The following is a 22,305-nucleotide window of genomic DNA, read 5'->3' on the forward strand; positions in this document are numbered from 1 at the left end:
CCTCCTACGGAGTCGTCGAGCGGCGTGTTCATGCTGCTCAGTGGCACGGCCAGTAGTAAAGTCGTATGCCCTGGCGCAACGACACACGCTTATATGAACGACGAGCATCGCCGCTGACCGCATCCACAACGAGACCACAGACGACACCCTGACGAATCTCAGGACGATACTAGAGCAATCGGTATTCACTCAGGCAACTTTAGCGCACACCAGCCACAATATGAGGTGGATTCGTTTTCGTACGCTGTCATGGATGGGGTTTTCCGACGGACAATCGCGGAACCCTCGGTGGCGAGGATTCAATACCGCCCCGACCCCATGGTAGGACATGGGGACATCAGAGCCGGAGGTGAGCGACGAAGAAATTCTGACGGTGTTCGCCCGGCGCGACGAGTCCGGGCTGGAGGCACGCGAAGTGACCGAGGACCTGCCGATGGACCTCGACATCCTGAACGACCGCCTCGACGACCTCTACGAGCGCGGCCTGCTCGATAGCGAGAACGTGCTGGGTGGAACGGAGTGGTCCATCCCGCCCGGCGTCGAGGACGACCTCTCGCCCTCGGACACTGACATCGAGACGAACGTCGAGATGCAGGCCGAAGACGCCTCGGACCTCGAAACGTCGCCACGCCGGACCGACGCTCGGTCCACGGGCGTGGAGATGCCCGAGGACGAACCAGTCGGAGATACGGAGGAACCGACCACGGACCGCATCGGCGCGATGGACCTGCCGGGGACGCCCGACCAACAGGACGAGCGGCGCGAGGCCCTCCGGGCGGCGTACCGCTACCTCCGCGACGGCATCAACGCCGGAAAGGACGACTTCACGGACGACGTGTTCCCCGACCACCCTGCCGGGTACGACGACCCGAACGACGGCTGGTGGGAACAGGTCGTCCAACCAGGGTAGCGCTACCGGACGTGGAGCGCCGGGACGACAAGTGGCGGTACGTGGGCGAAGAGTCGAGAGAGGACACCGCTCGCCGGATCTGACCGACACGGTGGTTACTGGTTTTCGCTTCCCCGAACGAGAAACGCGATGGCCGCGCCGAGAAGGGCGGTGTTTTTCAGGAACGTGATCGTCTCCTCTTGCTGTTGGTCGTCCTCCGCGTTCCAGAAGTCGTGCATCTGTGATGTGACGCCGACGAGGAAAGTCGACAGAGAGTGCAGCCGGGAGCGTGAATACGAGGACGATTCAGAACTGTGAACGTGGCCCCAGTTGCCGGGTTTCCCACCGCGATCCTCTCGCGGTCGTCGGCCGAACGCTCGCCGTCGATGTAGAGTCGATTCCAGTCGGTCTGATTGCGAACGACGCCTGCTTGGGTTCGGCTGTGCGTGACATGGCACACGAGCTATGGCCAGTACGGATAAGCGAAGCAGGAACGCGGCAATCGCTCACCAGTACCGAGGGACATATGCCGAACACCATCGAACCTATGGAGTATGCGAGTCGTTCGCTATCACGAACACGGCGGGCCGGACGTGTTGCAGGTGGACGAGATGGACCGACCGACCCCGGCGTCGGACGAGGTCCTCGTGGAGGTGCGGGCCGCGAGCGTCAACGCGGTCGATGCGCGGTTCCGGTCGGGGGAGTATGGGAACGTATCGCTGCCGGCGATTCCCGGCGGCGACGCAGCGGGCGTCGTCGCGGAAGTAGGCGAAAGAGTCGAGGATTTCACGGCTGGCGACCGGGTTTTCGCCGGCGGGTTGGGACACGGCGACGGTGGGACCTTCGCCGAGTACGCGACAATTCCCGAAATGAAGGTGGCGCATCTCCCCGAGAGCGTGTCGTTCGAGGACGGGGCTGCGCTCTCGAACGTGGGCGTGACCGCGTGGATGGCGTTCGTCGAAAACGCCGGTCTCCGTCCGACCGAATACTGTCTCGTCCACGGCGGAAACGGTGGCGTCGGCCACGCTGCCGTCCAGTTGGGGACCGCGATGGGTGCTAACGTCCTCGCAACCGCCGGCTCCGCGGAACTGTGCGAGCGGGTCCGCGACCTCGGTGCGGCCGCGGCGTTCGATTACGACAGCGAGACGCTCGCCGAGGAAATTCAAGAAGCAACCGACAACGAGGGCGTTGACGTGATTTTGGACCACCGCCTCGACGACTATCTCGGACTCGATTTGACCGTGGCCGCACAGAACGGGCGCGTCGTCACCATCACGGGCGGCATTCCAGCGGTCACGGACACGCCGCTCCAAGCGAAGGAACTCACCATCCGAGGAATGGCCATTGCCAATACGTCCGAACGCCAGCCAATCCTCCGTCGGGTCGCACGTCTCATGGAGCGCGGCGATCTCACCGCCGTGGTCGCCGAGACGTACGACTTCGAGGAAACCGGCGAGGCTCATCGCGCCGTCACCGGGGGCGGCTACGTCGGCAAACTCATTATCCATCCGTAGCGTGGTCTCGTCATTCACCGTGTCGTCCCGCGTTCGACCGGACTGCGATCCCATCGAGCCGAATCGACGACGGAAATTCGACGTTGTGAGCAGGATTGAATTGCTCTTTGCAGAATCAAGCCCTATCTTTAGTTGGAATCCGGTTGTCGGTCAATACGGGAGAAGAAACCAATGAGAGCACTGACATGGCAGGGAGAGGGGAACGTTCGCATCGACGACGTTCCCGACCCCGAAATCGAAGAGCCGACTGACGCGATAATCGACATCACGGCCACCGCCATCTGTGGCTCCGACCTCCACCTCTACGACGGCTATATGCCGTCGATGCAGGAGGGTGACGTACTGGGTCACGAGCCGATGGGCGAAGTAATCGAAGTTGGCGACGAGGTCGAGACTTTGGAGGAGGGCGACCGCGTGGTCGTGCCGTTTACGATTAGCTGTGGCTCGTGTTGGTTCTGCGAGAACGGTCTCTACTCGCTGTGTGACACCTCGAACCCGAACGCGGAGATGGCCCAAGAGGCGATGGGCCACTCGCCAGCCGCCCTGTTCGGCTACTCGCACATGCTGGGCGGCGTCGCGGGCGGGCAGGCCGAACAGTTGCGCGTGCCCTACGCCGATGTCGGCCCGGTCAAGGTCGATTCCGACCTGCCGGACGAGCAGGTACTCTTCCTCTCGGACATCTTCCCGACAGGGTACATGGGCGCGGAAAACGCGGACATCACGGAGGGCGATACGGTCGCAATCTGGGGCTGTGGACCGGTCGGCCAGTTCGCCATCCAAAGCGCCCAGATGCTCGGTGCTGACAGGGTAGTGGCCATCGATCGAGTGCCCGAACGGCTCGACATGGCGAGAGAACACGGCGAGGCCGAAACCATCGACTACGAGGACGAGGACGTCTACGACCGCCTGATGGACATGACTAGCGGCCGCGGACCGGATGGGTGTATCGACGCGGTCGGGTCGGAGGCCCACGGTCTCCACGGCATCTCCGATGAGGCCGACCGGCCGTACGTGCTTCAGCAGGCGGTCAGGTGTTGTCGCAAGGGTGGTACCCTCTCGATGCCGGGCGTCTATATCGACACCATGGACGATTTCCCAATTGGTCCGTTGATGAATAAAGCCCTGACCGTGAAGACGGGCCAAACCCACGTCCAACGCTACCTCGACCCGCTGCTGGAGCGAATCGAGAATGGCGACATCGACCCGTCGTTCGTCATCACTCACGAAGAGCCACTGGAGAACGGTCCGGATCTGTACCAGACCTTCCGAGACAAAGAAGACGACTGCATCAAGGTAGTGCTGACGCCCTGAACGCGAACGACACGTATTTTAGATCGTTGTTATGACCCTCCCGAACGGTAGCTTTAGGAAGTGTTAGCACGAACCCTGTTATCATGAGTCAGTCGGCCGACCTCGAATTGCCCCCGTCCGACGAAGCGACCATGGACCGCGAAACCGGCTCGATATTCTTCGTCGGGACGGCGACGGTGATTCTTCGCTACGCCGGATTCACCATCCTGACCGACCCGAACTTTCTCCACGCCGGAGACCACGCCCATCTCGGCTACGGAATCACCGCAGAGCGCCGAACTGACCCGGCCATGGATATCGAGGGCATTCCTCCAGAGGTGGATTTCGTGTTACTCTCACACTATCACGGGGACCATTTCGATCACCTCGTCGAGGAGGAACTCGACAAGACGCTTCCGATTGTGACGACTCACCATGCAGCGGACAACCTCGAAGAAAAGGGGTTTCAGGAGGCGTATCCGCTGGATACGTGGGACACCATAGCTATTTCCAAGGGTGAGGTCGAACTCGACATCACCTCGATGCCCGGCAGACATGGGCCGCCGATCGTCGAAAAGGCATTACCGCCAGTCATGGGTAGTATGTTGGAGTTCGCACTCGAATCGGAGACAGTATTGAAGTCGCTCTTGTGTAGTGTAGCGGAACCGAGTCACAGCGGTTAGGGCATCCCGCCGACAGCAGTTGTTCATGTCTAACGAACACGCCGCTCTCGGCGGGATGCTCGAACAACTTGCCGAGCTCGGTGTAATAGAGTTCTGCTCCGAGCCGCTCGACGCCATCGTCGAGCGGCGTCTCAAGACCATCTGGACCTCCCAAGCATTCCGAACTGTGACGCTGACGCCCTCCGCGCTCTCGATGGCTCGACGCGAATCTGGTGTGGTCGCTGTGACTGGAAAACCACCTATACCCGTGGTACACCCTTCTACGACACGGAACTCGCTCCTGGCGAGTTCCTCGTCGCCTTCATCCTCTACGCTGACACTCTCCTCAGCATCAACCAAATCGCACCGCTGCTCGACCGCGCCTACAAAACCGTCTTCGAGGCAATTAGCGACGTGGAAACCGCGTTCACTCGGGGTTTCTCGACTGTGTGGGAACGCATCGGTCACACGATTGCTGGACCAACACAGGTGGACGAAACTCAGCGGGTGTGTTCGGGGTACAAAGGTCAGAACCCACCGCGGGACGGACTGTCCCGCGGCGGGTCTCCTGGACCCGGACGGGCGCGATGGACAGGAGAGCGGGGCGATGAGATGACGCTCGTCGCGGCCTGCCGCGACGTGCTCCGGGTGATTTCAGCCGAAGAAGGATCGAAATACGACGAGAACCTCGGGCCAGTCATAGAGGAAGCAGGCGATCTCTCCCAGCCGCTGGGAGAGATCTGGACCGACGAACTCCCCGCGTATCAGCAGATGGAACACGAGCATCGAACCGTTGTCCACGACGATGAATACGTCTCGGACGACGGTGTCCACACGAATCAGGTCGAGTGCCTCTGGTCGTTAGTGCAGCCGTGGCTGGCGAAATTCCGCGGCCTGTCCAAGCAGGGCTTGGAGCAGGCCGCTCATACTTTCGGACTTCTCCGATCCCTGAATCTCGTCGGAGCACCCGTCCACAGCCTCATCGATTGTGTCGCTGTCAATGCATTCCGCTAATCTACACAAGAGCGTCGTATTCAATGATGAAACGTGTCGCGCGCTCCGACGTGGCGGGCGTGACTTTGGACGACTGGTGGCCGTTATCGGCACATTCCTCCTAGCTGAAATTGCGGTCATCGTTCTTCACGCGATATCGCTGGCCCCGCTAGCGGACCTCGCTCTCACAGCGGCGGGTCTCATCGGCGGTTCAGTAGTGACCGTCGCTGTGATGAAGCGCGTCAACCTTGTGCCGACACGTGAAACGCTCCGCGAGATGAAGCGCGACCTCACACGCGAAGCGCGCGCTATCGCTGGAGACCCCCAAGCGATAGAATCCCGAGGAGAGGAAACCAGTAAGCCGTCTGCTCGCCCTGAACTCGCGTTTGGACTCCCCCCCAGCAGACTCTCTTATCGTCTGTGGAGTACCAGTAGTGGGGCTGACCGTAGCCTCTTCTGCGACCAGCCTCACAGTCTCTCTCCTGCTTCTTGCGGGGAGTATCGTACTCAGCGGTGTGCTATACGTGGATGCGAAGCGCGCGGACATGAACACGTATCCGCCCGAGGACCCACCCCATGACCGGCAGAGAGAGCATGACGATTCCGTGAGGGGAGACCGATGAACTCGCCCGACTGGCTCCACCTCACCGACGACGAGGCGGTACTGTGGTCGGGCCGGCCGAGCCTCTACACCATTGCGCCGGGGCTTCTGGCTGGGTTCGTGCTGGCCGTCGTCGGTCTTGCTTTCACCGCCGCGTTTGCGCTGTCGGTAGCGTGGCTGCCGGCACCGCTCACTGACCTTCCAGCGTGGGCACCGCTGGTTCTCGTGATCGGTGGGGCGTTCTACGCGGGCAGCGAATATCTGCTACTCAGCCAGACCCGCTATGTGCTCACGACCGAGGAAGTGTACCGGAAAGACGGGTTGCTGCGCCAAAACGTGAGCAAAATCCGTCATGACCGCATCCAGAACACGGCGTGCGACCAGTCGCTTGTTGAACGGCTGTTCTCGTTCGGCGACATCACGATCTACACCGCTGGCACGGATACTATGGAAATCAGGCTCACCGACGTTCCACAACCACAGACAGTGAACGGACTGCTCACCGAAGCGCTCGATGAAGCCGCCACTCAGTCCTCACGGAGGATATAGCAATGGGACTGCGAGATGCGCTACTCGGCGGCAGTAACGGCAAGGACGACAGCGAGGAAGACGGCTACCAAGATCAAGCCTATCGGTATGACACTACCAGCACCGAGCGCGTCCAAGGAGCGCCCGTCGTCGCCCACGGTGTCGATACCGAGCTTCCAGAAGGCCACGACGACCGCGACGTGACGTTTGCCAGCCTCCGAGCGCGCGGGATGCTGGCCGACGGCCGCACTAACCCCGACGCCCCGATCTGGCTGGGTATCGGCACCCGGCGCGGCCGTGACGTGAGTATCGAACAGCGCTCGATGTTCCGCCATCTCGCCTGCTTCGGCACCACCGGCTACGGCAAATCGACGTTGCAGAAAAACACCTTCCGACAGATCGCCGAACTCGGCGCGGGCGGCTGTTACATCGACCCCGGTGGAGACGACGCCGAGGAACTCATCGAAATCCTCCCCGAGCACCGCCTTGACGACGTTGTATGGATCGAACCCGGCAGCACACGCGGGCGTGTCTCCGGGTTCAACTTCCTCGACACCTCGATCCCGCCCGAGTCCGAGCAGTTCGACCACGCGGTAGAGTCGTTGGTTGCTGATTTCCGGCATATGCTCGGTGCCTCGCAGGGATGGGGAGCACGTATGGACGGCGTGACCGCCTCGCTCGTGCGCGCTTCGGCCAACACTGAATACGAGTTTACCCCGGCCGACCTGTTCTATATCATCGAAACCCCGGAGAACAGCCGTCGGTTTGCCGAAGCCGTCCGCGCGGCCGATCTCGAACTGCTCGCGGACTCGGCGGACAAGATCGCCGACGTGGCCGAGAATGATGCAAACGCGCTCGAACCGCTCTGGCGACGGTTCAAAGACTGGGTGGAATCACCCATCGCCCGGCAGTTCATGTCACTCCGTGATTCGCCAATCGACATAGCGAATGCGGTCGATGAAAACAAGCTCATCATCGTGCGGATGGGTCCCGAAGACGAGGACCTGAAACAGATGATCGGGACGGCGATCTTCCGGCGTATCTGGTCGGTCATTCGAGCACGCGCGGAGATGGACCGTGCCGAACGCACGCCGTTCTACCTGCTCGCCGACGAGTTCGACAACCTTGCGAGCCAGGACGGCGCTATCGACCAGATGCTCTCCGAGAGCCGCAAGTACCGTCTCTCGCTGTTCCTCTCGTGCCAAGCACCAAACCAGATTCAAGACGTGCTCCCGTCGCTCGCGGCGAACTGTGATACGTGGGTCAGTTTCTCGCCCGGTTCACCCAAAGACTCGCGGCTTGTAGCGAACAACATCGGGATGGACGCCGAGACGCTGCAACGCGACACGCCGTTCCACGTCTGGATGACGCTCGATCTTCCCGACCGCCGCCAGAGTTCCGAACCATTCCGTACCTACACGCTCCCCGAGTTCCCGCCGATGCGTACCCGCGACGAGCGCGACGAGATGATTATGGAGTACCTTCACGACCACGGCTTGCCGACACAGACCGCCGAGGAAGTCCGTGACTCGATCCTCATTCGCGGTGGCGAAGGAGCGCTGGAGCAGTCGGGTGCGCTCGGCCTCGATAGCATGGTCACGGAAGATAACATCCCGACCGACACGATCTTAGAATCCCTCTTCGTCGCCGCCGTCCGTGCGAGCGAGGACAACGATGGGACTGAGCCGGTGACGACCGACCGCGTTCACGAGGAGTTCGAGACCCGCACTGGCGTCGAGATGAGCGAAGCGAAGTTCTCCCAGCAACTCGAAACCGAGTACGGCGAGCGCGTCGAAGCGCTGCGCGAGGGCACGGAGAAAGCCAGACTCACCGACACCGGCCTGAGCAAATTGTTCGAGCAGGATACCGGCGGCGTGGAGAACGCAGGTGGCCCGGCCCATCGGTATATCCTCCGCGAGTCGATGAAGATGCTCTGTTGATCGCCGGTTCCGTCCGGCGATTCTACCGCTGAGTTCAGGGGAATTGGACGCCTTCTTGCGGTATGGAACGTTTGCGACAACGCGCGAAGAAATATCGAGAACTTGCCAAAGAACACGTGGAGGATCCAGACGCGCCTGCCGTCGCCGACGAAGACGGCGACGGCGAGCACGCTGAGTGGAACAAAATCGCGTTACTGCTTCTGCGCGAAGACATCGGAAAGCCGCTCCGTCATCTCGAAGATTATCTCAACGAGATGCCCGGGATTCTCGACGTGTTCGGGTTGGAGAAGTCGCCGGATCACACGTCGTTTTGCAACTGGGAGAAAGAGATCTCGATGCGAACACTGCGCAGCCTGCTCCGCAGAACGGCGGAGCAGGCTGGCTTCTCGGGAACTGGTGCGATCGATGCCAGCGGCTTCCAGCGTGGTCAGGCAAGCCATCATTACCGCAAGCGGGCGGATTACTCGTTTCAGGCGATGAAAACCACGGTTCTGGTTGACACGGAGTCGTTGGTGATCAGGGACGTCCATTTCACGACGAAGAAGGCCTACGACGGACATATCGGGTTGCAAGTCTTCCGGCGGAACGCCGGAGACCTGCGGGAACTCCTCGCGGATAAGATGTACTCGTGGAAAGAGCTTCGAGAGAAGTGCCGGAAAGAAGCCACGCGTCCGGTCATCAAGCACTGTGAGCAATCCCCGTTGCAGAAGGCTCACAACGCCCGGATCGACGATGACCTCTACAACCAGCGGTCAATGAGCGAAACCGTCTTTTCGATGCTGAAGGCAGATGATGGCGAGAATCTCCACACAAGGACGTGGCACGGGCAATTTCGAGAGCTGACTCGGAAGTGCATAATCCATAACCTCTCGCGGGCGGTCGGCTAACGCCGCCGCCCGCTCTTTCTCTGTCAGATGGTCTGAGAGGCATCACCAGCGATACGCCGATCCATCCGCCGGTCCTTATCAAATCTGTCAATTCTAACCCAACCGCAAATCTATGTTTCTGCATCGTGTGTCACGTTGAATCGTCGGTTAGAGCCGCTAAGAGTTGTATTCAGCTACCCCACCCCTTCGCTGTCTGTCGATCAACAGAGCATGATTTCATGTTCGTGGTCTATCCCGACGACAACAACGACGAGTATGACGAGCCGCACATCTATGAGCACGGTGAGTTGCGGCCACTCGTTCCTGACGAGAACAACGGTGAGAGCGACAGCAGTCCCGCCGAGACGGATACACCGGCCGAGGATGGGGCGTCGTCACAGCAGGCCATAGAGAGCGATGAACACAATTCTGAGAGCGCGAAGGGAGGGCAAGTGGAAAGCACCGATGCCGAGCAGAAACAGTCAGCAACGGCAGAGAGCGGGGACAGTGACGGTACTGATACAACGGCATCCAACGACAGTAACGAAACCACACAAGACACTGAATCAGCCGAGGATACCGAAGAAGACGCCGACGAATACCCGGACTACAACCTCTGATAGACGCTAACTGTTGTCGCCTTGTTTTTGCTCAGCCCATTCACTGTATCCGCCGTCGTCGCGGGCGTTGAGGTAATCCCGAAACCGGACCATACTCTGCCGGAGCGCTTCGAGCTTCCCATCAAGGTCGTCAACCTGTTCTTGAAGTTCATTCAGAGCGGCAGGGTCAGCGGGCGCATCACCGTCCGAGTCAGCGTCGAGGCGATCTATCTGTGATTCGACCCGCGTAAGTCGGGCGTTGAACTGCTCGACGGCATCGCCGATGTTGGTTGTCTCTCCCCGCTGTTCAATCACGGTCTCGGCCACGGCTTCACCATGAGGCGTGAGTGTCGCCACTTGAGGCAGCAATTCGTTTGCTTCGGAATCCGGCTGGGTGAGTTCGACCAGTCCGCGAGGGACGAGTTTGTTGTTGTAGCGATAGTTGATTGGATTGTTGTCGTTAATCCCTGTGAGCGCGCGGAGTTCCGTCGTGTTTGCCGACCCCTCGTTTTCGAGCAGCGCCCGGAGGATTTCTTGGTCGTGTCGCAAAGCGGTCTAGACTTCGGTAGCAACTGACTCCCTTCAGGAAGGGGTTGTCTCTGGTGACCAAACCGAGACCACCCCATGCACGCTGAAATCAACGTGCGGTTCGAACTCAGTACCGATGACGACAAAACCATACCGCTCGCCGCACTCGCCGAGTTCGTCACCGACCAGAACATCGAATCGGTACTTCTCGAAGAACTGGTCGAGAGCCTCGACGCGGGCCGCGTCGAGGCGCTCTGTGGCGAAAAATACGCCCACGGCAACGGTGACCAGCGGTTCCAGCGCCGCGGCACCGATCCCCGCACAGCCGTTACGACCGCCGGCGAGCACGAATTCGACCTCCACTACGTCGAAGATACAGCCGCTGACCACGACGAACCGAGCTATCTTCGGCCCGTCGAAGACGTCATCGACTTCGACGGGCAGAATCGCTATCAACAGGACATCGCGGCCAAGAGCGTCGATCTCGCTACCTCTCTCAGCTATCGAGATGCCGCCGATCACGGCGACGGCTTCGTCTCGATGCCGTCGCCAGACACCATCAACCGCCGTGCCAAAGAATACGGCAGCAAGCTCAAGCAGTTCCTTCCTGACTGTGTTGCCGGAACGGACGCTGACGCGATTATTGCCGACGGAACGAAGTGTCACAGCCAAGACGAAGACCGCTCGTACCACTCCGTTCAAGCAACGCTCGGCGAGGATACTGCTGGGGACTCGCGGTCCCTGCTGGATCTGTCGATCAATGCTGACTGGGACGAGACAGCGGCCGCTCTCGATGACATCGGCGCAGTCACTGACGACGCTACGGTCGTCAGTGACGCTGATGACAGTATCGTCACGGCATTTACCGACGAAACACGCGAGCATCAGCTTGATCTCGTCCACGTTGGCCGGACGCTGGGCTACAATCTCTGGGATGACGGCGTGTTCTCCTTGGAGCGGCGAACCGAGATCGTCACAGAAGTGATCGACGAGGTGTTCCATCTGAAGAACTCGGTTGCCAAGCACCGTCCCGAGGAAGAGTTCGCGGCGATCCGCGAACGGATCGCGCGAACAACCGAGCGTATTGAGAAGACAGCGTGGCAACTCTCGCAGTTCGGTTCGAGGAAGGCTGCGGGGTATCTCCGGCGGTGGTTGCCGTCGATAGTGACGTTCGCCGAGCAGGCTCTTGAGGGGTTCGAGGTACCGTGGACCTCGAACCCCGTGGAACGAGCGATGGGAGAGGTGGCGAACCGATGCAAGAACCAATGGATGCGCTGGACAGAGGCCGGGTTAGAGGCATTGCTTCAACTCAGACTCGTGAAGTACGCCAATCCAGGTCACTACCGGACGTTCTTCGACGAACTTCTCAGTCGATCAACCAAAACAACCATGAGCTGTGACCTCTCAGTGGAGGCTACCAGAGGCAAAGTCTAGAGGACTTTGCGACACCACCAAAGATTCGCCCGGAGGCAGCGGATTCGGAAAGTAAATCGCCATCTTCTGTTCGATTGCCGGTTGATAGTCACTGAGATTCTCGGTTTCCAATCGCTGACCGTCAGGCCCATCCAGAAACGCTGCGAGGTCCATGTCCTCGAACGTGATTTTGGTATCGCCGCTCTCCTTGTGGACAAGAGCGTTCGTCGGGGATGTTCCAGTGTTCTTGATCGTCACCCTCCGATAGCTATGCCAGTCGTCATTCGGTGTATCGAGAGCGTCAATACGCTTCAGATTCTTGTAGATATGCGACTTATCAACTAATTCCGGGTCGTTGTTCTCCAAGCTATACGACGTTGCCAGACGCCCCCGACGCATCTGCAAGGCGACTTCATCTACGGTAGAGGAATCAGAAATGACATCCTGGTTGGGTTCGATTCGTTTACCGACGGCTTCGGCAACCTGATCCAAAAGATCAGCATGGCGCTGACCCTTTTCTGTCAGAAGAAGGCTACCATCGTCGACTGTGATCGCGTTTTGTTCGGCAAAACGGCCGGTGAACTGGCGAAGTTGCTGTTTCGATGTGCTACGATCGATTTTCTCAAGACGATTTTTGACATCGCGAGCAGCCTTATTCGGAGGAACAGGCCGTGGAGTATCGCGGGCACCACCGATCTCGCTCCTAGAAGCTAACGAATCCAACAACAGAAACGGCACGCTGCCCCGTGAATCATGTAGCGGCGCGAAGCGTGCCGAAATCTGTTCTTTGTCGGATTCGGATCCCCAATCAACGGTATCCAGTTCAGTTCCCAACTGATGAGCGTCAGTTACGATTTCAACAATCTCCTTCCCTAAGTTCGTGAGTGTGTGGGTCCGACCAGATTTCTCGACAAGAGAGACATCGAAATTTTCGAGCTTGAGCGACTGGAAGGTGCTTGAGACAGTCGATTGATCTCGATTAATGACATCAGCAATCTCCGTCTGAGTGGTTGCAGTACCATTGTCGAGAAGCACTAACGATGCTAACGAGGTCGGAGTTACTCTCCGTACGACTTCCCCGGTAGTAACGAGGAGAGGAGTCGGCCAGTCGTGACGACATGATCGGAGCATCGTTTCCGTCATGGACAGTAATATGGACGCAGTATTCGCCCGACGAAAACGTTATGGATACAATACTGGGTTCTATGGACATAATATGACAATATTCGGAACGTTTAATCCGAAGGTGGAGCTATCGAAGAAGTATGATCCCGAACGAAGGGCCAACCCAGAACAACCAACATCAGTCGGGATCCAAGACACCCACATCATCCGGCATAAATGGTTTATACTCCCCGACCAATAACCCTATCACGACCGGAGATATGTCACCAGTTGTGCCGGGTCGGAACCGTGATGAAGACAGCGGGCGCTTCCAAGAGGAGTATCCACCAGAGGAAGTAATCGCTGCAATTCAGAAACAAGACGGCTACGCCGGAACCGCAAGTATCGCCGACGAGATCGGGACTACCACTGAATCAGCCTACGTCAAGTTGCGAGCAATGGAAGACGAAGGCTACGTCGAAAGTCAACTCGTCGGACAAAGTCGTATATGGGAAGTCGCAGAGGAGGACGCTCAAGAGGAATAAACATGGCTGTCAGGGAGTATCGAACAAGAAGCCACGAAGCGAGTGTCAGCGTGTGCCACCACGCCGACGAGTGGCTTCTTGCACCGCAACGCAGGACCGCGATTGGATGCGAGGTTCTGCTTTGTGACCAGTTAAACTGGTCTTATGACCACGGGACGCGCCCCACCGCCCGGCAGAGCGCAGGGCGCGTCGCCGGGACGGTGGTGGCTCGCCCGTGAGCTATTCTTTCACCTGCGGGCTTTTGGCTCTATCGCTCATCACTCCATCGTCTATGAAGGCTGTTGGAAGGCCTTCACGCGCCAAAATCTGCCGTTCAGATATTGAAACAATCTAACACAAGCAGTACCAACCGACGTAATTCAGTCACCACGCAATCGTTCGCAGTTTCATTCCCCTCAACAGGTGAATGCATTCGCTCGGTGTTCGGTCATCCCGATTGTGGACACCGATACGAACTAAGTCGCAGGGAGCAGGTGCGTGACCACTCTGGAGCTAGTCTGAAAAAGAGTCGAGCGACAAGCGCTCCAAACGATCGCACCGGCTCTCTCGTTTCAGGCTACCTATTCAGAGGGTGTCAGACACATCTACACACGAATGACACAACAGTAATAAGGCGGGCGGGAAACATTGACGCAAAGCTAGGAAAACAAAATAGTGCCGGTGGGATCGGGGGGTCCAACGCCCCCGTCCCGAGCAATCGGTACCAGCTGACCTACCTCTCCCAGGAGGTCTTACTGGTTTCTCATCGGCCCACGATAATAACGTTTGCCTCTTGGCGAGCGACTGCTCTGTGCAGCTCCCGAGGCTCGTTCATCGCTAAGCAAACGTTATTGTCGGGTACGACGTCGTGGTCCGGTCGTCAGCGCTGGAATGCTGGACTAACGCCTATGTCAAGAGACGAATCTCAACCCAGCACTGATCGTATCGCTACCGACCATCCCGACGCACCCGCCGAGAGCCCGGAGGCCGCGCTATGACTCCGGACGAGTCCGACCGCCAGTCAGACTGGCAACAATTCGGTGGTGGCATCTCAGAACCACCAACCCACGTCGTCCACCGAAGCGAGCCTCACGATGTCTATATTGGACGAGGTGACGGCGGCGATGCTCACCTCAATAACACCGACATCGGCGACACGGGCTGGCTCGGCAATCCATACAAGACGAAATCAGGAGGCGGTGACTATACCCGAGAGCAGTCAATTTCCCTCTATCGTGCCGACGTTCTCGACCGTCTCGACGATGATCCTACATTCGGGGCCGCACTCGCCCAGCTGAAAGGCCAGCGTCTCGCCTGCTACTGCCGACACGCTCGCGAGAACGCACCCGCCTGCCATGGCGATGTTCTCGTGGAAGTGATAGAGGGGCTGAAACCCGTCGGGGCGACCGATGCTGACTCCAGCTCCGACAGTGAGCGTGAAGCTGACCGCGACGGTGGCAATGGCAAACGATGACCGACGTCCGCGTTCCCGTCGGGCGCGAAGCCGACAGCGCGCTCTGCTGTCCGCGCTGTGTCGCTCTCGACGGTTACGATGAAGCTCCGGACCTCACCGCGAGCGTCGACGAATACGAGATTCCGACGGCCGCGGTCGGCGAGCCACGCCCCGAACGCGAGACGGTGCTAGCACTCGGCCGCTACTGCGACGAGCACGACGTCTTCCTGGTCGCAAGCTACGGCGATCTAGCCGACGAGTGGACGCAAAAGAGTGGGAAATGGATCGCAGTCCCCCTCCACACGGCAACCGACCAACCGATAGCGGTCCCGATTCGTCTCGATGAAATGCTGGGAGGGTCGGAATGAGCGCCGAGCGCCTCCCGAAACCCGTCTACAGGGATGCCATTCGTGTGAGAGAGGACGATATCTTTATCACGCGCCTCCCTGTCGGACTATGGCATAAGCTAGGAAAACAGAGCGCCAAGAGAAAACGGGGCGAGGAACTGACATTTCCTCGCCCCGCTTTGGACAGGCGCGGTCGCCGATCCCCGATCGGATTGACCGTTGCTTGTTCTCTCACGGCCGACGACCATATAGTTTGCTCCTTCGCCAGCCACGGCTATCGACTGCGTCGAAGGCCGCAAACGCCTGTTGGTCGTCGGTACGACGGTTCTACCGTCCGTCAGCGCTGGAACGGCGGGACTTCCCCATGAGTCAGCGAACACCAGCCGCCAATAGCGACGCGACCAGCCAGCCCTCGAGTTCGGAAGCGGGCATTTCGCTCGTTCCGCCCGGCAACAGTGGCCAGCTTACGCTCGATACGCCCCTCGTGCGTCAGGTTGGTCCGCGATTCACCGACTGGCTTCCCGATGTCCTCGACGCGCTCCTCCCGATGATTACCCAGACCGCGCGCGAACTTGCTGTTCAGTACGACCCTCGGACTATTCGCGACGAACGGCCGTACCGATTCGCAGCCGACCTTTTCGATACTCACGGCGTTGGGACCGCACCGAGCGCAGATACGCCCACGCATCCGTTCAACGACGCCCTTGCGAAGTTTGCCATTTCATACTTCGACGTTGACCCCGACGAGTTGAGTGATCGCAAGCGCGGACTGTACAACTACGCTCGTGACGAGATACTCGAGCTCGGCACGCGCGACCTCCCGGGAGCGCCGACCGGCCTCGACGCTCTCGGTGAGACGATTGTCCCGCTGTTCGACGCCGGCAGCAGAACTCCGACGATGGTTTTCAGCCTCGATGGCCCGGCATGGGAGGAAGCTGATGACGATCGGACGGCCGCCCGCGCTCTCGACGCGCTCGCGCTGCTCGCCGAAGTGGTCGACATCCGGTTCATCTGCTCACCACGACTCGACGCCCACCTCGAACGCACTCACCCGGACTGGTACGACGAACACCTTACTGACTCCGGGGATGACAACCGGGAACCAGCCCCCACTGAGACGAACGAGAGTGCGCTCTCAGCAGCATGGGATGCTATCGGGGAGTTCGCCCCCGGCGGTGGCCGTCTGCGGCTGCTCGCGGCGCTTGACCTGAATGGGGAGCGAGAGGTGCGCGATCTCAAGGCTGACACCGAAATCGAGCTCTCCAAAGGCGCAATCGACCGCTACGTACGCGAGTTCGACGATGAGCACGACCTCGTCGACATCGATGATCGGCCGAAATACAATCGCGTCTCGCTCACGGACACGGGAATAGCCGCACAGGAGTTAATCGGCCCGGAGTACCGCGTTTTCCATCCACAGCAAACCCATTTCGATGACCGTCTTACTGGCACCCGACATGGTTCAACAGGTGTAGTGTGTTGGTCAGACAGCAAAGATAGCCCCCCAGCCGCCGGCAGTTGCGGTGGCGGTGACGGTGCTGGGGGTGCGGGAGCGTCCTCTCCATCCTCCTTATCTTCATCTCCGCCTTCGTCCTCGCTTTCGTCTTCGGAGCACTCTCTGCCTGCGAGTGCTCCGACCGCTGAGGATTGGCTCGCCGCAACCGGCGAAGCGTCCGAATCCGGCTATGTACAATGGCTCGACGGTCCTGACGGTCGTCTCGGTATATGGGAGATGCACGAACGATTCCTTGCTGGACGTCGTACCGAGGGTGTAACACTCGTCGATGAGCCGGTAAAACCGTTCGAGAACGGGAAGGTGAGCTACGTCTCTTGTTTCGAGGACCATGCGCAGGCTGTCGTCCAGTGGGGTGGGCCCCTCTACACCTTGGTTCGCATCACATCGACCTTACTCAGCGAGAAGATGTTCTCGAAAGTGCTCACGCCATCGGCGGTCGGTGACGATCTCGACGAGCTGTACGATGGTGCGCTTGACGACGCGACCAAAGACGTACTTCGACTGGGTGCTCAGATCGGCTGGTTCGGTGAGGATGAACAAGAGTACGACGGTCTTCGCGAGCGCTTCGGAGAGATTCGACGACTGCTGCTCTCGAAGCTCGCGGAGGTCGAAGACGCCGATGCGACCGAGTGGAGCGACCTCTGTCGGGACGCTCACGGCCTACTCGCCTCAGCGACACATCTCTACCGGGCGGTCGGGGTGGATGTGACGATCCACGTCCGGGTTCCCGACACGAAGAAACTCCGGGCCGGCGAACGCCGGTATCAGGACTTCCTCGATTTCTTCAAGCACACCGTACCCAAGAACGCCTCCTACGGGATTCACTCGGTCTATCGGATGCTCTACGAGGACCGAGTGGACAAGCTCAAACACCGGATGAGCGTCGAATTCGACGCTGACGCCGCGGCGGACCTCACAGCGTCATGGGTAATTTCGGGACCGACCGCCTCGACGTTCCGCGAGGACGTACAGCGGGCCATCGCCTCGAAAGTCAACGACGTTCGTGAGACTATCCAGGAGGGCATCGAGCATGGTGTTAGTCTCGCAATTCCGGTCGTTGAGGGCAATTCGTATGGAGCACTCCGGCGGGTCATCGACCGCCATGCCGAGCGCAAGGGCTTCGCGGCCCTCGACGCTGATGAACGCCGCAAGCTCGTCCGTCTGGCGACGGCAACACTTGGTGAAGAACCGGGTCGGTGCTCGCCGTATGCGCTGGCCGAAGCACTGCTCTCGTTGGGGAAAGCCCGGTCGCCGACGCAATCGCTCAGGCCGGGTGACCTCGCGGCTGGTCTCACTAAACTGCCGGCCGAACGGCTCGTCCCGTCGCTGCCGCCGACGATGCAGAAAGCACTCAAAGCGCTGCTTGTGGCTGATGAACCGCTCGGCGCTTCGGACATTATCGAGCGGGCCGGTATCTCCGAGCGGTCCTACAGCCGCAATATCGGCGAATTGGCGGCACTCGGAATGGTCGAATCGGTCGGCGAGGGGGGTCACAAGAAGTGGCGAGCATGGATCATCCCGTGGTGGTCGCCGCTCGCCGGCGTTAATGAGCCGCGTACCGACGAGACTGACGAGAGCGGGGTTACACCGCCCTCTCGGTGGGATGACGTCCTCTACGACATCGTCCTTGCCCTCGGTTGCGACCCTGAATACGAGCTGTTTGCTGGGTCCGTCGATGTCGATGAAGTGTTTGCAACGCTGCCAGCGCTGGAGTGGTGGCACGGGTTCATCGAGAGCCACTACGGACTTGTCGATGTCGAGCAGCCAGCGTCAACCCCCGATGGCGACGCCATTGTGGATGGTCCTGACGCTCTTTCCTCGGTCGAGATCGGCTACGGTCGGACAGACCGGGGTAGCGAACAAGAATTCCTCGGCGAGACGAACAGTTCTACGAATTAGCAACCGAATCCACACTCTGCTTTGTATGTTCTCCGGTGGCTGTCAGAAATGGCTTGCAAGATACAGAGGCTATCCACTCGGACACGATATTCTCAACCATTGCCGTCAGAGATTCGGTGGATGAGTGGGTCTTGTGTCGTCCCAGATCAGGCAATGTTGAGCAAAGCAGGTCCGAGTGGATAGTACAGTCGCTGTCGGAGTAGTCGGGAAACACTCCCTGCTCTCGAGGGATTGACTCGGCCAATTTGCCGGGATAGTTCGGGTCATTTCGGGTAATCCTGGAAGTTGGCGTGTGGTGACTGCGAGCAGTCGGAGAGCCAGTAGCCTGTTTAGTGAGATGACGATTGTCGATTCGGCTGCTGGGATTCTTGAGGTCGGGTGATGGTTTACTTGCGTGTGTCCCTGAGATCCTTACATGAACGTGCCCGACCCGCCAGCGCCGGTGGTAATAGAGATGAACGATGGCGATACCCTCCGTGGCACGCTGATCGAAGAACGGACAGATGGATGGCTCCTCGACGAAGAGAGTGGTCGCCTGATTCTGGTGTACCCACAGGATGTCGAACAGATCGAGCGTAATACTGAATCGACGAATTGACGCGCGGACCGCTCTGTCCCGACTGGGACTGAGCGGTCAGGTCGAATACAGCGGCCGGGAACCACATCGAGCGTGATTCCAGACGCTCAAACGGCGAACGGACCGCTTCCATACGACCTGGAACGGCGGTCCGGCCAGCATTCGCTGCTGGCTGCGGCGATTCGTTCATTACTACAATACGCAACGTCCGCATCAAACTCTCAACCGCCGCACGCCGGCAGAGTAATCTTAACTAGACCGCGCCTGAGAGTCATTCATCACTGATCTCGGCGAGACGGGCTTGGATTTCGTCATCATCGGCGTCTGAGAGAGCTTCCAGACCGAACTGTACAACGAGGGGGTAGAAATGCCGGTTCTTCTTGAATTCATCTTGGCCGGCTTTTCGGAGTTTCAATTGAGATTCTAAATACGTATCCTCAAGTTCATCAAGGATCCCGTCTGGGATATAGATCGTCCGACCGTTCCATTCCTCCTTGATGTTTGTCTTCGTTTCGCTCGTTTTACTCGTTCTGTTCGGTGAACTCATTTCTTGGATTTCGGTAGATGAACTCGTTTCAGTTGTTTCGTTCATTTCATTCGATTTTTCCTCGTCGTCATCATCATCCTCATAGTTTCCTTCGATACCCGAGGCATCTCCCCAATCATCACTCACACTTCTACCTCCTTGGAGGGTGTTTTCTCGAATGTCTCGTCAAACAGATCGGCGATCTCGTTGAACAGGCCGCGAGCGTCTTCAACACGTTTGTTCTCCTTGTCAAAGCCGAAAATCGACACCCCTTCTCCAATTGATTGCGAGAGGTCTGTCCGCTTCGGAATCTCAAATAGCGGAAGCGAGTATGCTGATTCTATCTCCTCGATAGTGTTCCGATGTTCGGAATTCTGTTCAACACGGTTGCAGATGAGAGCGAGACGATTGATATCACCGTAGGCTGGTTCGAGCGATCCCAGCTGCTTTGCGAAAATCCGGAGGCTATTGGCGTTTAGTTGCTCAGGGATCACCGGAATAACCACATTCCCACTCGCCACGAGAGCATTATCAGTAAGAACGTTGAGAGACGGTGGCGTGTCTACGATGATGTAGTCGTAGTCGTTATCGAGTTTGTCGAGAGTCTTTCCCAATCGCTCTCGGCTTTTTGGAGCTTCAAGCAATGTTTGGATGTTCTTATTGTTTGCAAGTTGCTCACTGGCGGGGAGTATGTCGAACTCCTCGTGTTGAATGATGATATCGTTGACCGACGCCATCTGATCAAAGTCAAGAACGTCGAATAGCGTCGTCCGGTCGGTGTCGTAGTACAGATCGCTATAGCTGAGTGAGCACGTGAGCCCCCCGTGATAATCGATATCAACAAGAAGTACATCATAGCCGCGCGCGGATAGTGCGCCGCCTGTGTGGATGACATCCGTCGTTTTCCCTGCGCCTCCTTTTTGATTCGCTACAGTGATTCGGGTGGTCTGTGTATCGGTCATGTCTATTGTTCTTATCTAAGCTGCTGCCAGTTCGTTTTCTTCGTTTCTTTCGTTCTGTTCGTTTATCTCAGTGCGTTCGGTGCGAGCGTTTCGCTCAATGAGAGAATCACGGCGAAGTTAAAGCCTGCTGTTCGTTACACTCACTGACCGAAACGCATTCGTTTCTTTCGTTCTGTTCATTCTGTTCGTTTTGTTCGTTTCTACTTTCCGGCGGCTACAGTAGGTGGTGTACGATCCCCTTCGTTCAGAATGTGCACTGGGGAGTGGTGAAGCGATCTTCAAGGGGTCAATGCTGTCATCGCCGCTGTGATTCCATGTGTTCAATGGCCGTCCAAATATTCAGGACGCGTATTCGTCCTTCGTAGTACGTATTTTTGACCACTCCATCGATAGCTCGCTCAGCGTTCCGATCATCCATCAAGATTCCAACGGCGTCATGAGCCGATGAACCAAGCAGCATTACGGCCATGGCTGGCAGTTCCGCATCAGTCTTCCGCAATTCGTCAGGGGGTGTCTGCTCGAATTCCGCTAGGCGTTCCTGTGCCTGATCCATGACTTCACCCGCTCGTGGCCCGTCGTGAATACGAACCCCCGGCTGGAGATCGCTAAGGAGCGTAATCCACTCTGTCGTGTCTGATCGGTCCACCCAGTCGATGCTGATGTATCCGCGCTGCTCCTCGAGTTCTTCTACGACGCCACTGGTCAGATACAGCTCTCGCTCCTCCGTTTGAACGTAGCTGATGAACGTTTGATACGCAGAACTGTCCGTACCACCGATCGTCCGCAGGAAACTTGTATCGAGAACGAGAGCCGGCGGGAACGGTGACGGGTGGTCCTCACTCATCGGCGCGCTGGTACGGAGCCTGTTCGAGTGCTCGTTGATGGGTATCTACATCAAACGAGACATCATCGAGCATCGGATCAGCATCTTTCACCACAGCGATGATCTGCTCGATGGCTTGCGTGACCGCAATCGCCTCCACAGCAGGAACATCGAGGACGTCCGCGACGCCCCGTCGCGTTGTCTCGCCTTGAAGGTAGTCGATTGTTGCCGTGACTGCGGGGGCGAGTGCGGCCTTCCCGTGACGGTCGATGAATAGTTCGATATCATCGTTTGCACTGGTCGCTCCATAGACGGCGATGATGACCGGGCTGAGGTTGATCGTCGTTTCGTCTGTCCAGTTGCCGCTCACAGGGTCAGCACGCCAGAGTGCTGACCCATCTTCGTGTGTATCGAGCTCCGTGGCGACGCCCAGTTCAGCCAATGTGTTAGCGTACTTGTAGGCGGTGCTTTTCGAGAATCCTTGGCGGTCACGGGCAGCGGTGACTGTTGTTGGGGAGTTGACTAAGAGATCGGTGTAGAAGCATGCGAGTTCGGGTGTTGCCAGCAATTCTTGGACGGCGAAAAATCGGTGAGCTGTGTCCCCCACGTTTGGTGGATGAGTTGGGATTGAGGCGTTCGACATAGTGCATAGTACGCGAACTATAGACTAAACTGTTGCGGTGGCTCAAACCTCAGTACAAACCAACTTTTCGTTATTTCATGCTCTGTTGATCGACAGACAGCGAAGGGG

The 22,305-nt window shown here is 58.5% G+C and carries 21 protein-coding genes and 2 pseudogenes; 16 read left to right on the forward strand and 7 right to left on the reverse strand.

Going from position 1 to position 22,305, the window contains the following annotated elements; genetic code table 11:
• The first annotated feature begins 328 nt into the window (after positions 1–328).
• Positions 329–910, forward strand: a complete 582-nt coding sequence (locus MUK72_RS18655) for a hypothetical protein (protein ID WP_004054291.1) — start codon at positions 329–331, stop codon at positions 908–910.
• Between the two features lie 95 nt (positions 911–1,005).
• Here MUK72_RS18655 and MUK72_RS20290 read toward each other — a convergent pair whose 3' ends face one another.
• Entirely contained in the window at positions 1,006–1,128 is a 123-nt protein-coding gene (locus tag MUK72_RS20290; RefSeq protein WP_004054289.1) for a hypothetical protein, read from the reverse strand.
• Positions 1,129–1,443: 315 nt separating this feature from the next.
• On the opposite strand from MUK72_RS20290, the gene MUK72_RS18660 reads away from it, so the two are divergent.
• The 8 genes and pseudogenes from MUK72_RS18660 to MUK72_RS18695 all read left to right on the forward strand — a co-directional run bounded on the left by MUK72_RS18660 (position 1,444) and on the right by MUK72_RS18695 (position 9,903).
• Positions 1,444–2,403 carry an NADPH:quinone reductase gene (locus tag MUK72_RS18660; protein ID WP_004054287.1) on the forward strand — a complete coding sequence of 320 codons (960 nt, stop codon included), beginning with the start codon at positions 1,444–1,446 and terminating at the stop codon, positions 2,401–2,403.
• 171 nt (positions 2,404–2,574) lie between these two features.
• The gene (locus MUK72_RS18665; RefSeq protein WP_004054285.1) at positions 2,575–3,714 is read left to right on the forward strand and encodes a zinc-dependent alcohol dehydrogenase; all 1,140 of its coding nucleotides are present in this window, start codon (positions 2,575–2,577) and stop codon (positions 3,712–3,714) included.
• Between the two features lie 131 nt (positions 3,715–3,845).
• Positions 3,846–4,376 (forward strand): MBL fold metallo-hydrolase, encoded by a 531-nt coding sequence (locus MUK72_RS18670; protein ID WP_342346259.1) that lies wholly within the window; start codon positions 3,846–3,848, stop codon positions 4,374–4,376.
• Between the two features lie 25 nt (positions 4,377–4,401).
• A pseudogene (locus tag MUK72_RS18675) lies at positions 4,402–5,369 on the forward strand (IS1595 family transposase).
• A gap of 598 nt (positions 5,370–5,967) precedes the next feature.
• Positions 5,968–6,498 (forward strand): PH domain-containing protein, encoded by a 531-nt coding sequence (locus tag MUK72_RS18680; RefSeq protein ID WP_244707142.1) that lies wholly within the window; start codon positions 5,968–5,970, stop codon positions 6,496–6,498.
• A 2-nt stretch (positions 6,499–6,500) separates the two neighbouring features.
• Positions 6,501–8,417 carry a type IV secretory system conjugative DNA transfer family protein gene (locus MUK72_RS18685; protein ID WP_244707143.1) on the forward strand — a complete coding sequence of 639 codons (1,917 nt, stop codon included), beginning with the start codon at positions 6,501–6,503 and terminating at the stop codon, positions 8,415–8,417.
• 62 nt (positions 8,418–8,479) lie between these two features.
• Positions 8,480–9,304, forward strand: a complete 825-nt coding sequence (locus tag MUK72_RS18690) for an IS5 family transposase (RefSeq protein WP_244699423.1) — start codon at positions 8,480–8,482, stop codon at positions 9,302–9,304.
• 218 nt (positions 9,305–9,522) lie between these two features.
• Positions 9,523–9,903 (forward strand): hypothetical protein, encoded by a 381-nt coding sequence (locus MUK72_RS18695; RefSeq protein WP_244707145.1) that lies wholly within the window; start codon positions 9,523–9,525, stop codon positions 9,901–9,903.
• 6 nt (positions 9,904–9,909) lie between these two features.
• Here the strand turns inward: MUK72_RS18695 and MUK72_RS18700 are convergent, their stop codons facing one another.
• Positions 9,910–10,431, reverse strand: a complete 522-nt coding sequence (locus tag MUK72_RS18700) for a hypothetical protein (protein ID WP_244707147.1) — start codon at positions 10,429–10,431, stop codon at positions 9,910–9,912.
• A gap of 75 nt (positions 10,432–10,506) precedes the next feature.
• On the opposite strand from MUK72_RS18700, the gene MUK72_RS18705 reads away from it, so the two are divergent.
• On the forward strand, positions 10,507–11,844 hold the full coding sequence (locus MUK72_RS18705) for an ISH6 family transposase (protein WP_244701090.1): 1,338 nt from the start codon (positions 10,507–10,509) through the stop codon (positions 11,842–11,844).
• Here MUK72_RS18705 and MUK72_RS18710 read toward each other — a convergent pair.
• Entirely contained in the window at positions 11,815–12,858 is a 1,044-nt protein-coding gene (locus tag MUK72_RS18710; RefSeq protein ID WP_244707149.1) for a hypothetical protein, read from the reverse strand. The genes MUK72_RS18705 and MUK72_RS18710 overlap by 30 nt on opposite strands.
• Positions 12,859–13,088: 230 nt before the next feature.
• Here MUK72_RS18710 and MUK72_RS18715 point away from each other — a divergent pair, with 230 nt between their 5' ends.
• The 6 genes and pseudogenes from MUK72_RS18715 to MUK72_RS18740 form a co-directional block, all read left to right on the forward strand.
• The gene (locus MUK72_RS18715) at positions 13,089–13,472 is read left to right on the forward strand and encodes a helix-turn-helix domain-containing protein (RefSeq protein ID WP_244707152.1); all 384 of its coding nucleotides are present in this window, start codon (positions 13,089–13,091) and stop codon (positions 13,470–13,472) included.
• Between the two features lie 973 nt (positions 13,473–14,445).
• Positions 14,446–14,925 carry a DUF4326 domain-containing protein gene (locus MUK72_RS18720; RefSeq protein WP_244707154.1) on the forward strand — a complete coding sequence of 160 codons (480 nt, stop codon included), beginning with the start codon at positions 14,446–14,448 and terminating at the stop codon, positions 14,923–14,925.
• A complete protein-coding gene (locus MUK72_RS18725) occupies positions 14,922–15,272 on the forward strand; it encodes a hypothetical protein (protein WP_244707156.1) in 351 nt (116 codons plus the stop codon). The genes MUK72_RS18720 and MUK72_RS18725 overlap by 4 nt, the downstream gene beginning before the upstream one ends.
• Before the next feature lie 343 nt (positions 15,273–15,615).
• A complete protein-coding gene (locus MUK72_RS18730; protein ID WP_244707158.1) occupies positions 15,616–18,666 on the forward strand; it encodes a helix-turn-helix domain-containing protein in 3,051 nt (1,016 codons plus the stop codon).
• Between the two features lie 415 nt (positions 18,667–19,081).
• The gene (locus MUK72_RS18735) at positions 19,082–19,264 is read left to right on the forward strand and encodes a hypothetical protein (protein WP_244707159.1); all 183 of its coding nucleotides are present in this window, start codon (positions 19,082–19,084) and stop codon (positions 19,262–19,264) included.
• 7 nt (positions 19,265–19,271) lie between these two features.
• A pseudogene (locus MUK72_RS18740) lies at positions 19,272–19,490 on the forward strand (integrase core domain-containing protein); the annotation flags it as partial.
• Positions 19,491–19,514: 24 nt separating this feature from the next.
• On the opposite strand, the gene MUK72_RS18745 reads toward MUK72_RS18740, so the two are convergent.
• The 4 genes from MUK72_RS18745 to MUK72_RS18760 all read right to left on the reverse strand — a co-directional run bounded on the left by MUK72_RS18745 (position 19,515) and on the right by MUK72_RS18760 (position 22,197).
• Positions 19,515–19,916: a DUF8160 family protein gene (locus tag MUK72_RS18745; protein WP_244707162.1), complete on the reverse strand. Its 402-nt coding sequence runs from the start codon at positions 19,914–19,916 to the stop codon at positions 19,515–19,517.
• Positions 19,913–20,731 (reverse strand): ParA family protein, encoded by an 819-nt coding sequence (locus tag MUK72_RS18750; protein ID WP_244707164.1) that lies wholly within the window; start codon positions 20,729–20,731, stop codon positions 19,913–19,915. The genes MUK72_RS18745 and MUK72_RS18750 overlap by 4 nt, the downstream gene beginning before the upstream one ends.
• 295 nt (positions 20,732–21,026) lie before the next feature.
• Positions 21,027–21,575: a PIN domain-containing protein gene (locus MUK72_RS18755; RefSeq protein ID WP_244707166.1), complete on the reverse strand. Its 549-nt coding sequence runs from the start codon at positions 21,573–21,575 to the stop codon at positions 21,027–21,029.
• Positions 21,568–22,197, reverse strand: a complete 630-nt coding sequence (locus MUK72_RS18760; protein WP_152415492.1) for a DUF7437 domain-containing protein — start codon at positions 22,195–22,197, stop codon at positions 21,568–21,570. The genes MUK72_RS18755 and MUK72_RS18760 overlap by 8 nt, the downstream gene beginning before the upstream one ends.
• Between the last annotated feature and the right edge of the window lie 108 nt (positions 22,198–22,305).

The organism is Halococcus dombrowskii (assembly GCF_022870485.1).
GTDB lineage: Archaea > Halobacteriota > Halobacteria > Halobacteriales > Halococcaceae > Halococcus > Halococcus morrhuae.

Coding starts and splice junctions, on each gene's coding strand:
- MUK72_RS18655 (WP_004054291.1), top strand. CDS start 329: ATGGGGACATCAGAGCCGGAGGTGAGCGACGAAGAAATTCTGACGGTG.
- MUK72_RS20290 (WP_004054289.1), bottom strand. CDS start 1,128: ATGCACGACTTCTGGAACGCGGAGGACGACCAACAGCAAGAGGAGACG.
- MUK72_RS18660 (WP_004054287.1), top strand. CDS start 1,444: ATGCGAGTCGTTCGCTATCACGAACACGGCGGGCCGGACGTGTTGCAG.
- MUK72_RS18665 (WP_004054285.1), top strand. CDS start 2,575: ATGAGAGCACTGACATGGCAGGGAGAGGGGAACGTTCGCATCGACGAC.
- MUK72_RS18670 (WP_342346259.1), top strand. CDS start 3,846: ATGGACCGCGAAACCGGCTCGATATTCTTCGTCGGGACGGCGACGGTG.
- MUK72_RS18680 (WP_244707142.1), top strand. CDS start 5,968: ATGAACTCGCCCGACTGGCTCCACCTCACCGACGACGAGGCGGTACTG.
- MUK72_RS18685 (WP_244707143.1), top strand. CDS start 6,501: ATGGGACTGCGAGATGCGCTACTCGGCGGCAGTAACGGCAAGGACGAC.
- MUK72_RS18690 (WP_244699423.1), top strand. CDS start 8,480: ATGGAACGTTTGCGACAACGCGCGAAGAAATATCGAGAACTTGCCAAA.
- MUK72_RS18695 (WP_244707145.1), top strand. CDS start 9,523: ATGTTCGTGGTCTATCCCGACGACAACAACGACGAGTATGACGAGCCG.
- MUK72_RS18705 (WP_244701090.1), top strand. CDS start 10,507: ATGCACGCTGAAATCAACGTGCGGTTCGAACTCAGTACCGATGACGAC.
- MUK72_RS18715 (WP_244707152.1), top strand. CDS start 13,089: ATGATCCCGAACGAAGGGCCAACCCAGAACAACCAACATCAGTCGGGA.
- MUK72_RS18720 (WP_244707154.1), top strand. CDS start 14,446: ATGACTCCGGACGAGTCCGACCGCCAGTCAGACTGGCAACAATTCGGT.
- MUK72_RS18725 (WP_244707156.1), top strand. CDS start 14,922: ATGACCGACGTCCGCGTTCCCGTCGGGCGCGAAGCCGACAGCGCGCTC.
- MUK72_RS18730 (WP_244707158.1), top strand. CDS start 15,616: ATGAGTCAGCGAACACCAGCCGCCAATAGCGACGCGACCAGCCAGCCC.
- MUK72_RS18735 (WP_244707159.1), top strand. CDS start 19,082: ATGAACGTGCCCGACCCGCCAGCGCCGGTGGTAATAGAGATGAACGAT.
- MUK72_RS18750 (WP_244707164.1), bottom strand. CDS start 20,731: ATGACCGATACACAGACCACCCGAATCACTGTAGCGAATCAAAAAGGA.
- MUK72_RS18755 (WP_244707166.1), bottom strand. CDS start 21,575: ATGAGTGAGGACCACCCGTCACCGTTCCCGCCGGCTCTCGTTCTCGAT.
- MUK72_RS18760 (WP_152415492.1), bottom strand. CDS start 22,197: ATGTCGAACGCCTCAATCCCAACTCATCCACCAAACGTGGGGGACACA.